Annotated in this window: 8 protein-coding genes; 5 read left to right on the top strand and 3 right to left on the bottom strand. The window is 58.6% G+C overall.

Translation table 11 applies throughout. The features are described from left to right. On the bottom strand, positions 1–383 hold a 383-nt coding region (locus ABJP42_RS10390), incomplete at its 3' end, for a hypothetical protein (protein ID WP_348340240.1). A gap of 462 nt (positions 384–845) precedes the next feature. On the opposite strand from ABJP42_RS10390, the gene ABJP42_RS10385 reads away from it, so the two are divergent. The 3 genes from ABJP42_RS10385 to fdhF all read left to right on the top strand — a co-directional run bounded on the left by ABJP42_RS10385 (position 846) and on the right by fdhF (position 6,440). After that, positions 846–1,745: a LysR family transcriptional regulator gene (locus ABJP42_RS10385; protein ID WP_348340239.1), complete on the top strand. Its 900-nt coding sequence runs from the start codon at positions 846–848 to the stop codon at positions 1,743–1,745. 73 nt (positions 1,746–1,818) lie between these two features. Then, on the top strand, positions 1,819–3,531 hold the full coding sequence (locus ABJP42_RS10380; RefSeq protein WP_348340238.1) for an NAD(P)H-dependent oxidoreductase subunit E: 1,713 nt from the start codon (positions 1,819–1,821) through the stop codon (positions 3,529–3,531). Between the two features lie 134 nt (positions 3,532–3,665). Beyond that, positions 3,666–6,440: a formate dehydrogenase subunit alpha gene (gene fdhF / locus ABJP42_RS10375; protein WP_348340237.1), complete on the top strand. Its 2,775-nt coding sequence runs from the start codon at positions 3,666–3,668 to the stop codon at positions 6,438–6,440. Positions 6,441–6,724: 284 nt separating this feature from the next. On the opposite strand, the gene ABJP42_RS10370 is transcribed toward fdhF, so the two are convergent. Beyond that, positions 6,725–7,006 (bottom strand): DUF1330 domain-containing protein, encoded by a 282-nt coding sequence (locus ABJP42_RS10370; RefSeq protein ID WP_348340236.1) that lies wholly within the window; start codon positions 7,004–7,006, stop codon positions 6,725–6,727. Positions 7,007–7,100: 94 nt separating this feature from the next. On the opposite strand from ABJP42_RS10370, the gene ABJP42_RS10365 reads away from it, so the two are divergent. Further along, positions 7,101–7,979 (top strand): LysR family transcriptional regulator, encoded by an 879-nt coding sequence (locus tag ABJP42_RS10365; RefSeq protein ID WP_348340235.1) that lies wholly within the window; start codon positions 7,101–7,103, stop codon positions 7,977–7,979. Here ABJP42_RS10365 and ABJP42_RS10360 read toward each other — a convergent pair. Further along, positions 7,966–8,607 (bottom strand): TetR/AcrR family transcriptional regulator, encoded by a 642-nt coding sequence (locus ABJP42_RS10360; protein ID WP_348340234.1) that lies wholly within the window; start codon positions 8,605–8,607, stop codon positions 7,966–7,968. The two genes, ABJP42_RS10365 and ABJP42_RS10360, sit on opposite strands and share 14 nt — an antisense overlap. Positions 8,608–8,721: 114 nt before the next feature. Here ABJP42_RS10360 and ABJP42_RS10355 point away from each other — a divergent pair, with 114 nt between their 5' ends. Beyond that, the gene (locus ABJP42_RS10355; protein WP_348340233.1) at positions 8,722–10,767 is read left to right on the top strand and encodes an oxidoreductase; all 2,046 of its coding nucleotides are present in this window, start codon (positions 8,722–8,724) and stop codon (positions 10,765–10,767) included. Positions 10,768–10,988 lie beyond the last annotated feature (221 nt).

Here is a 10,988-nt window from a genome sequence, read left to right as displayed (position 1 = left end):
TGCCACATGTCAGAGGTGGTTCCCGAGGCCGCCACATTCAGGCCCTGGGCGTCCATGATGAAGACTTCGGTGATGCGCCCGCCAGATTGCTCCACCTGCTCTCGCAGGAATTCAGCGGCGCTGTTATTCAGCACTTCATTGATCAGGGTTGAGCCTTCGGACCCGACCTCTGCACGCCACTGTAGATCCATGGCATCGACAGCCGCTTGATCCAGCCCTTGCGTTTCGTTGTTTTGCCCATTGATGGCTTCGACCAGAACGGGCGATTGCGCCCAGCCACGAATGTTGCCTTCCAGATAGCTTTGCATGGCTGACTGATAGTCAGAAGCAGCCGCAGGCAGGGCTGCCAGTGAAAGAAGTGCCGCAAATGTTGTGTTACGCATATATGTACCTCAGCGAGTCCGTCCAGTTTCAGATCCTCAAAGACTATGTTTAGAGGTTTACCGAGGACTTAACCGGCGCGACGCGTGTTGTTAGGATTACAGAAATCGGACAATTCGGATTTCTAGCTTCGCTTTCTGAAATGTAGGGGGGTGATCTCCGGTGCTTGGGGTAAACTATTGAATTATAATGAAAACTAATCCATCTCTGGTGTTTGGGTTTGCTCGAATTCTGGGTTTTCACCACTATGCAGTTTAATAAAAACTTTAACCTTCTCTTTCCTGCAAAGTGGGCAAGATACCTCGGTGAGAGCGGGAGGAGGTTAAGATAAGCACAATTATGAGTTGTGATTTGACTGGCTGCGCGGTGAAGAGAATGATTCGCAGAGCTTTTCCAGCTTCTTTGGGTTGGTCGTTGCATCACTGCGATTGCCTCTTGCCAGCCCGCCGCCCTATGGTCGCCAGATGATAGAACTCAGAGATCTTCAACTGCTGACCGCCTTGGCGCGCCATCAGCATTTTGCCAAGGCCGCAAAGGACTGCGGCATGTCGCAGCCGGCCTTTTCCATGCGCATCCGCAATCTGGAAGAAAAGCTGGGGCTGTCCATCGTGCGCCGGGGCAATCGCTTTCAGGGGCTCACCGGCGAGGGTGAGATGATCGTGCGACGCGCCAGAGGAATTCTGGATGATGCCAAGGCGCTGGATCAGGAAATTGCCGCCTCACGCGGGGAGGTGACCGGGACTCTGGTGCTCGGGGTGGTCCCCACCGCCACCGCCTTTGCCGCGCAACTGGTCAATAGGCTGCATGAGGTGCATCCCCGGGTGCTGGTGCATATCGATGTCACCACTTCGATGTTGATCCAGCAACGTCTGCTGGACGGGACCATTGATGCTGGTGTCACCTATTCCGACAGTGTGCCGCCGGGTTTGGTCACCGCGACGGACCTTTACGAAGAGAGCTATGTGCTGCTCGCACCCGAGGCCATGGTGGCGGGGCAGGGCGACAGCCTCAGTTGGCAGGAGGTAGCCGATCTGCCGCTGAGCCTGCTGGAACCGGGGATGCAAAACCGGCGCATTCTGGACCGGATCTTTGCCGAGCAAGAGCTCAAACCCGATGTGATGTCAGAATCCAGTGGCTTCATGTCCGCGATCATCATGGCGCGCGAAGGGGCGGTGGCGACCATCCTGCCCCGGGCACTGGCTGAGGCGCTGGGCGAGATCAACGGCACTCGGGCGCTGGCGCTGATCAGCGACGATGAGGTTGCCGCGCAGGGGCGCCCGATCTGTCTGGCCTATCTGCAACGCAGTCCCGAGCTCACCACAGTGGCCTCTTTGCGGCGCATTGTTGACGCGTTTTCACAATAAGTTTTCGTTATTGTGCATTCTTCACATTAGATTTGACGATATGATTTCCTGATGACATGTCGCGATAAAGGGCATGTGTGAATTTTTGGAGGTCATTGTGGCACCATTGGACAATAGCAAGGGCGTGTGGAAATCCGGCAAGGGCAAGGGGCGCAAAACCCCAAAGGGCCGTCAGCTGGACTATCAGGCGCATAGCGAGGTTCTGGATCTTCTGGGCGACCGGCCACGCAATCGCGATCTGCTGATCGAGTTCCTTCATCTTATTCAGGATGCCTATGGCCATCTCAGCGCCGCGCATATTCGCGCCCTGGCGGAAGAAATGCGTACAGGTCAGGCCGAGGTCTTTGAGGTCGCCAGTTTCTATGCCCATTTTGATGTGGTGCGCGAAGGCGAGCTGCCGCCGCCTGCGTTGACCATCCGGGTCTGTGACTCCCTGTCCTGCGAAATGGCTGGTGCTCAGCAGTTGAAATCGGCGCTTGAGGCTGGTGTTGATAGCTCCAAAGTCCGCATCCTGCGCGCGCCCTGCATGGGTCGCTGCGATACTGCGCCGACTTTGGAGCTAGGCCACAACCACATAGATCATGCTACTCCGGAAAAGGTGCTGGCGGCGATCGAAGCCGGGGATACCCACGCCAAGATTCCCGACTACCAGCACTTTGCGACCTATCAGGCCGAGGGCGGCTATGAAAAATTGCAAGAACTGCGCGCCGGGGGCGATTGGGAAGCGGTTCAGGCCAAGATCAAAGAGGCTGGTCTGCGGGGGCTCGGTGGTGCGGGTTTCCCATCGGGCACCAAATGGGGTTTTGTGCGCGCGAATGAAGGCACGCGGTATCTCGCCGTGAACGGTGATGAAGGTGAGCCGGGCACCTTCAAGGACCGCTACTATCTCGAGCGCACGCCGCATGTTTTTCTCGAAGGCATGTTGATGGCAGCCTGGGCTGTTGAAGCCGAAAAATGCTTTATCTACATGCGCGACGAATACCCAGCCGTGCTGAAGATTCTAGCCACCGAGATCGTTGCGCTGGAGGCGGCTGGCATCGTTGAGCCCGGCTATATCGACCTGCGCCGTGGGGCAGGTGCCTATATCTGTGGTGAAGAAAGCGCGATGATCGAAAGCATCGAAGGCAAACGCGGCGAGCCGCGTCACCGTCCGCCCTTTGTGGCGCAGGTGGGTATCTTTGGTCGTCCAACCTTGGTGCACAACGTGGAAACGCTGCTTTGGGTGTGCAGGATCAACCGCGAAGGTCCTGAATGCCTGAACGCGGTTGAAAAAAATGGCCGCATGGGTCTGCGCAGCTATTCCGTGTCAGGTCGGGTTAAGAACCCCGGTGTGCATCTGCTGCCGGCCGGCTCTACCATCACCGACATCATTGAGGCCTGCGGTGGCATGCTGGAGGGTCACAGGTTTAAGGCCTATCAGCCCGGTGGTCCCTCGTCTGGCCTGCTGCCTGCCTCCATGCATGATGTGCCGTTGGATTTTGACACCCTGCAACCGCATGGCACCTTTATTGGTTCCGCCGCTGTGGTGGTTCTGTCGGATCAGGACTCTGCCCGTGATGCGGCGCTGAACATGCTGCGCTTCTTTGAAGATGAAAGCTGCGGCCAGTGCACCCCGTGCCGGGTGGGTTGCGAGAAGGCGGTCAAGCTGATGAGCGAAAAGAAATGGGATCAGGGTCTTCTGGAAGAGCTCAGTGCCGCCATGGTCGATACTTCGATCTGTGGTCTGGGCCAGGCGGCGCCGAACCCAATCCGGCTGACCATGAAGCATTTTCCGGAGGAGGTGTGAGAATGGGCCTATCCTTGATGTCCCGCCCGGCCGATAGGCCGGGCAGCGCCCGACCCGCCCCCACAGGGCGGGCGCTTCGCACCCCTCCTTCGGGCCGGTCACTGCCCCTGATCCAGAACATGGAGATCTAGGCCATGAGCAAAGAAATTACCTTCACCCTCGATGGCCAGGAAGTCACAGCCGAAGCAGGGCTGACCATCTGGGAAGTCGCCAATGGCCGTGGCCTCAAGATCCCGCATCTGTGTCACAAACCGCAGCCCGGCTACCGCGCAGATGGCAATTGTCGCGCCTGCATGGTGGAGATCGAAGGCGAGCGCACTCTGGCGGCCTCCTGCATCCGCGAACCCTCCGAAGGCATGGTGGTTGTGACCAACAATGCCCGCGCAGAAAATGCCCGCAAAATGGTGATGGAGCTCCTGGTTGCGGACCAGCCCAAACAGGAAGAAGCCCATGATAAGTCCTCGCATCTGTGGGATATGGCGGATCTGAACGGGGTTTCAGAGTCGCGCTTTCCCAAGCTGGAAGAGGGCCGCATTCCGCTGCTTGATGACAGCCATGTGGCGATGTCGGTCAACCTGGATGCCTGTATCTCTTGTGGGCTTTGTGTCCGCGCCTGCCGCGAAGTGCAGGTCAATGATGTGATCGGCATGGCCGGTCGTGGCCATGATGCCTATCCGACCTTTGATATTTCGGACCCCATGGGTGGCTCTTCCTGTGTGGCCTGCGGGGAATGCGTGCAGGCCTGCCCAACCGGTGCCTTGATGCCTGCCGCTGTGGTGGACGAAAATCAGATCGGCGACAGCGCCGATTTTGATTCAGAAACCGAAAGCGTCTGCCCCTTCTGCGGTGTTGGCTGCAAGGTCAGCCTCAAGGTCAAAGACAATAAGGTCAAATATGTCGAGGGCATCAACGGCCCCGCCAACGAAGGCCGTCTCTGCGTTAAGGGCCGATTTGGTTTCGACTATATCCACCACGAACATCGGCTGACAAAACCACTGATCCGCCGCGACGATGCGCCCGCCAAGGGGCTGAACGTGGATCCCGGCGATCTGCTCACGCATTTCCGCGAAGCCTCCTGGGAGGAGGCCATGGACCTGGCAGGCTCTGGCCTGAAAAAACTACGCGACGCTGACCCGCGTTCGGTTGCTGGCTTTGGCTCTGCCAAATGCACCAACGAGGAAGCCTATTTGTTCCAGAAGTTCATCCGTCAGGGCTTCAAGCACAATAATGTCGACCACTGCACCCGGCTGTGCCATGCCTCTTCGGTGACGGCGCTGATCGAAAACGTCGGATCTGGTGCCGTGACCGCGACCTTCAACGAGATCGAAAACGCTGATGTGGCGATCATCATCGGCTCCAACCCGATCGAAAACCATCCCGTCGCGGCGACCTATTTCAAACAGTTCACCAAACGCGGCGGCAAGCTGATCGTGATGGATCCGCGCGGCGTCGGCATGCGGCGCTATGCAACAGAGATGCTGCAATTCCGCCCCGGTGCGGATGTCTCGATGCTGAACGCCATCATGCATGTCATCGTCGAAGAAGAGCTCTATGATGCTGACTATATCGAAAAGCACACCGAGAACTGGGAGGCCGAAAAGGCGCATCTGAAAGATTTCTCGCCTGAGAAAATGTCGGAAATCTGCGGCATCGAGCCAGAGCAGCTGCGTCGCACTGCGCGTCTTTTTGCCAAGGGCTCGGCCGGTCTGATCTTCTGGGGCATGGGGGTGTCGCAGCATATCCATGGCACAGATAATTCGCGTTGCTTGATCGCACTGGCGCTGATGACCGGCAATGTCGGCAAACCTGGCGCTGGTCTGCACCCGCTGCGGGGGCAGAACAATGTGCAAGGCGCCTCGGACGCTGGGCTGGTGCCGATGTTCCTGCCGGACTACCAGACAGTGACCTCGGATGACGTGCGGCGATCTTTTACAGATGTTTGGGGCGGCGGGGATTTCTCCAACGAGAAGGGTCTCACAGTGACCGAGATCGTTGATCAGGCCTATGCGGGCAGGGTCAAGGGCATGTATATCCAGGGCGAAAACCCGGCGATGTCCGACCCGGATGTGGATCACGCCCGCGAAGCTTTTGCCACGCTGGATCTGATGATCGTGCAGGACATCTTCCTCACCGAGACGGCAAACTACGCCGATATTATCCTGCCGGCCTCGGCGCTTTATGAAAAGAATGGGACGGTTTCCAATACCAACCGGCAGGTGCAGCGGGTGCGCCCGGCTGTTTCCCCGCCCGGCGAGGCTCGCGAAGACTGGCAGATCACCGTCGAGCTGGCGCAGCGCATTGGCCTGCCCTGGGACTACAAAGATGTCTCAGAGGTCTTTGCCGAGATGAAGCTCAACATGAAATCGCTGGACAATATCACCTGGGAGCGTCTCGAGAGTGAGACCATCACATACCCGTCGCTGCATGCGACAGATCCCGGTCAGGCGATTGTCTTTGGCGATGGTTTCCCGCGGGCCAATGGGCGTGCCCGCTTTACTCCGGCCAGCGTCATTGCCCCGGACGAGGCCCCGGACGCTGACTATCCGATGATCATGACCACCGGTCGCCAGCTGGAACACTGGCACACCGGGTCGATGACACGGCGGTCGCTGGTGCTGGACGCGGTCGAGCCAGAGGCAAATTGTTCGCTACACCCTAAAACCCTGCACCGGCTCGGGGTCGAGCCGGGGGAAATGGTACGCCTATCCACCCGGCGTGGAGCGATCGAGATCATGGCCCGCGCGGATCGCGCCATAGCTGAAGACATGGTCTTTGTGCCCTTTGCCTATGTTGAGGCGGCGGCAAATGTGCTGACCAACCCGGCGCTGGATCCCTATGGCAAGATCCCGGAGTTCAAATTTGCGGCTGTCAAAGTTGAAAAGGCCAATAGCCAACTGGCGGCCGAATAACCTGGCGCGGCATCTCTTTCTTAGGGCGGCCTCTGTTCAGAGGCCGCCCTTTTCTTTTGGGGTTCTGCGGTCAAGGAGCCCGTCAGGGCCCGCGTGTAGCGCGGCTTGTCCTTGACGGCAGAACCCCGATGACAAACTGAACGCGGCGCATTGAGGGGCAAATCTGCCCCTCAATCGCTTCTCAGCAAGCCTTGTTGCGCCGGGCAAGGCCCGGCGCTGGGCCCAACGGGAGCAGTGGTGCCTTTGGCATCTTTGTCGACGGGCGGGAGCCCCCCTTGCGCCTTTTAGGCCAGAAGGGTGATGGCGCTTTGCCCGGCAGCGCGGCGCAGGGCATGGGTTTCCTGCAACTCCGGATCATTAATCCAGGCCTTGGCGGCTTCAACGTCGGGGAATTCCAGTATGACCCCGATGCCAGTCTCATCGCGGCTGCCTTCAATCACCGTCTGGCTAGGTGTGGCCACCAAGGGTTTTGCGCCATGCTTTTGCAAAGCTGCTCCAGCCTTCTCGCGGTAGGCTGCCATGATGTCGGGATTCTCCAGCACCAAGTTTACATATACATAGGCCATTTTGCGTCCTCTTATTGTGATGGCACAGAGATGGCGATCCGGATGACACAAGAAAACACATGTATTTGCACGAAAGATATGCAAAAATGCATGTATGCAGCAGATAAACTGGGATGACATGCGCACCATATTGGCGCTGGTGCGGGCAGGAACATTAGCAGGGGCGGCAGAGACCCTCTCGGTAAGCTACACAACTGTGGCGCGCCGGGTTGCCCGTGCCGAGGAAATGCTGGGCCGCCCGCTGTTTGAGCGCCGCCCCGAAGGCTATCTGGCCAGTGCAGAGGCTGAGGATCTGGCACGGGCAGCCGCGCAGATGGAGCAGGTGGAGCAGGCGGCACTGCGGCAAATCAGCGGTCGTGACCAGGGGGTGTCTGGCCCTCTGACGCTCACCGCGCCGCAACTGCTGATCCAGACCCACCTGGCGCCGTTTCTGGCCGGGTTCTGTCGCGACAACCCCGAGGTGGAGCTCACCGTGCGGGCCAGCAATGAACTCTTGGACCTGACCCGGCGCGAGGCGGATTTGGCCATTCGTATCAGCAAATCCCCTGGCGATACCCTGGTTGGCCTGCATCTGGCGGATCAGAAAACCACCTGCGTGGCGTTGCCAGAACTCGTAGCGCGGGCCAAGGCTGATCCGCAGGCAGAGCTGGACTGGGTACTCTACAGCGGCCATGCCGCCCCGCCCAAAGCGGCCCTGGCCAGGTTTCCCAACTATCACATCCGGGGCCGGTTTGACGATATGACCTCGCTGATTGCCGCCGCCAAGGCAGGCATGGGCGCGGTACGGATGCCGGTCTATCTGGGGCGTTCAGATCCGGATCTCCATCCCTTGCCAGGGCTTGAACCGCAGCCCTATGCTCCAATCTGGGTGCTGAGCCACCCGGATCTGCAACAATCCATCAAGGTGCGCCGCTTCAAAACCGCGCTGAAACAGTTCTTTCGCAGCCGCGAGGAAGAGTTCACCCGGCTGTAGCAGTCAGGTCGTTGAATTGGTGGCGGGCCTGAAATCGGTCGATATCTGACTGAGCCGGGACTTCGCCGGTAAAGACTTCGACATAGGTTGAGGTCAACGCCAGGCGTCGATCTTCAGATTGGCGGATCTGCATCGATATATAGCCGATCTGGGTGTAGATCATAGTGCGCGCCCGAACCAGGGCATTGTCGCCGGTGTAACCAAAACGTTCCAACATGGCAGTCAGGGCCCTCTCGCGCCGGGCGTCCGCTTGGTCCAGTCGCTTTTGCAATCTCGCATCCGTGCGCGCCCAGTTACGGATCGCCAGATCCAGTCTGGCGTCAAACAAATCGGGGTCGAGCCAGCAATCAAACAGATTGAAAGCGGCCTCGCAGATATTTGCCGCATAGGCCTCGGTGCGAGCCACCAGATTGCCGGTGTTCTTGTCTTCCCAGTGTCGGATAATGGCTTCCAGCAGCGCGTCGCGGTCCTTGAAATGCCAATAGAAACTGGTCCGGGAAACCCCCAGCTGTTTGGCCAGGGGCATGATTTTTACCGCCTCAACCCCCATTGTGGTCAACGCCTCATAGGCGGCTGTCAGCCAGGCCTCTTCCGAGGTTGGTGCGCGCGATGGATCCTGAACTGTCATGACCCTTTCTTAACATTTGCCATGTCAGGTCGCAATGAAGTTGACAGGCCTGATGGGTTTGCTGACATATGTGTCGAGCAACTTTGCTTCACATGTGCTGGGAGGAAACACCCCATGTCCAACGATCCGCTGCTGCAGCCTTACCGGCTGAAACATCTGACCCTGCGCAATCGGATCATGACCACCAGCCATGAACCGGCCTATCCCGAAGATGGTATGCCCAAAGAACGCTATGCGGCCTATCACGCGGAACGTGCCAAGGCGGGCGTTGCCCTGACCATGACAGCGGGTTCAGCGGCTGTGTCTCGCAACAGCCCACCGGTGTTCAACAATATCCTGGCCTATAAGGACGAGGTGGTTCCTTGGATCCGCAATTTGACCGACCAGGTCCACGCGCATGGGGCCGCTGTGATGATCCAGCTCACCCATCTGGGGCGGCGCACCCACTGGAACAAAGGTGACTGGCTGCCAGCGGTGTCCTCTACCCGCCACCGCGAACCGGCGCATCACGCCTTTCCCAAACTGGCCGAAGATTGGGATATTGCGCGGATCATCTCTGATTTTGCCGATGCCGCCGAGCGCATGAAAGAAGGGGGCATGGACGGGGTGGAGATCATGACCCATGGCCACCTCCTTGATCAGTTCATCTCGCCGCTGACCAATGATCTGGAGGGGCCCTATGGCAGGGATCAACTGGAGAACAGGATGCGGCTCACCACCGACATTATCGCAGCTGTGCGTGCCCGTGTCGGGCAAGAATTCGTTCTGGGGGTGCGTTTTGCCCCGGATGAGGCGCAGAATGGCGGTATCACGCCTGAGATGGGCGTGGAGATTTCCCAGATCCTGAAGGACACCGGGCAGGTCGATTTCCTGAACATCAATCGCGGCCGTATACATACCGATCCGGCAATGACGGATATGATTCCGGTACAGGGCATGAAGAACGCGCCGCACTTGGATTTTGCCGGTTCTGTTCGCGCCGCGACGGGCATGCCGACCTTCCATGCCTCAAAAATCCCCGATGTGGCCACGGCGCGTCACGCGGTGGCGGCGGGCCAGTTGGATATGGTGGGGATGACGCGGGCGCATATGGCGGACCCCCATGTGGTGCGCAAAATCATCGAAGGCCGCGAGGATGACATTCGCCCCTGCGTTGGGGCTACCTATTGTCTGGATCGGATCTATCAGGCAGGCGAGGCTCTGTGCATTCACAATCCGGCAACCGGTCGCGAATTGACCATGCCGCATGATATCACACCTGCTGCAAGCAGGAAAAAGGTTGTGATCGTGGGGGCGGGGCCCGGTGGGCTGGAAGCCGCCCGCGTTGCAGCGGGGAGGGGGCATGATGTGACCGTGTTCGAAGCCCAGCCTGATCCCGGCGGGCAGATCCTTTTGACAGTCCAGAACCCGCGCCGCGCCGAGATGATTTCCATCATCGATTGGCGTATGGCGCAATGTGCGGCGCGGGATGTGGAGTTTCGGTTCAACACCTGGGCCGAGGCAGAAGACGTCACCGCGCTGGCGCCAGATGTGGTCATCGTGGCGACCGGCGGCCTTCCTAATACCATGCTGCATGAAACCAGTGCGGAGGTGGCCAATGTGGTGACCAGTTGGGATATTATCTCGGGCGATGTGAAGCCGGGCGCAAATGTGTTGATCTATGACGAAAGCGGTGACCATCCCGGTGTTATGGCAGCGGAGGTTGCGGCCAATGCCGGGGCCCGCGTCGAAGTGATGACGCCGGACAGGACTTTTGCCCCTGACATCATGGCGATGAACCTGGTGCCCTATATGCGGGCGCTGCAGGCTAAGGACGTGCGTTTCACTGTGGCGCGACGTTTGATCAAGGTCGCCCCATGCGGCAACCAGCTGACGGCCACCATCGGCACGGACTACAGTTCCCACATCGCGCAGGAGCAGTTCGATCAGGTGGTGGTGAATTACGGAACTCTGCCGCTAGATGACTTGTATTTTGATCTGAAGAAACAATCTACAAACCGAGGCGAGATCGATCCGGAGGCTTTGATCGCGGGGCGCCCTCAGGAAGTGATCGCTCACTCTGCTGGGGCCTTCCAGCTCTTCCGCATAGGGGATGCAGTTGCGGCCCGGAACACTCACGCGGCGATCTATGACGCGCTTCGCTTGCTTAAGGATATATGATTTTGGTGCTCTCCCCTTGTTGTGAGCAACTACTCAGTTTCCATTTTTAAGTGGGGGCAGCCTTTGTGCTGCGCTGTTTGTTTTGCCTCTGGCGGGAATATTTATTGGAAGGTGATGAGGGGGGCTTTTTGAGACGAGTCGGTTTGAGGTTTCGAGTGAGTCTTTGGTTTGGTTGGTTTTGGGATCCTGAGGGTTAGCCTTGGGCTGGGGTTCTCTTGTTA

The sequence above is a fragment of the Pseudophaeobacter sp. genome (genome assembly GCF_039971195.1).
Lineage (GTDB): Bacteria > Pseudomonadota > Alphaproteobacteria > Rhodobacterales > Rhodobacteraceae > Pseudophaeobacter.
This window is presented reverse-complemented; position numbering and strand designations above follow the sequence as displayed.

Coding starts and splice junctions, on each gene's coding strand:
- ABJP42_RS10370 (WP_348340236.1), bottom strand. CDS start 7,006: ATGGCCTATGTATATGTAAACTTGGTGCTGGAGAATCCCGACATCATG.
- fdhF (WP_348340237.1), top strand. CDS start 3,666: ATGAGCAAAGAAATTACCTTCACCCTCGATGGCCAGGAAGTCACAGCC.
- ABJP42_RS10365 (WP_348340235.1), top strand. CDS start 7,101: ATGCAGCAGATAAACTGGGATGACATGCGCACCATATTGGCGCTGGTG.
- ABJP42_RS10380 (WP_348340238.1), top strand. CDS start 1,819: ATGTGTGAATTTTTGGAGGTCATTGTGGCACCATTGGACAATAGCAAG.
- ABJP42_RS10385 (WP_348340239.1), top strand. CDS start 846: ATGATAGAACTCAGAGATCTTCAACTGCTGACCGCCTTGGCGCGCCAT.
- ABJP42_RS10355 (WP_348340233.1), top strand. CDS start 8,722: ATGTCCAACGATCCGCTGCTGCAGCCTTACCGGCTGAAACATCTGACC.
- ABJP42_RS10360 (WP_348340234.1), bottom strand. CDS start 8,607: ATGACAGTTCAGGATCCATCGCGCGCACCAACCTCGGAAGAGGCCTGG.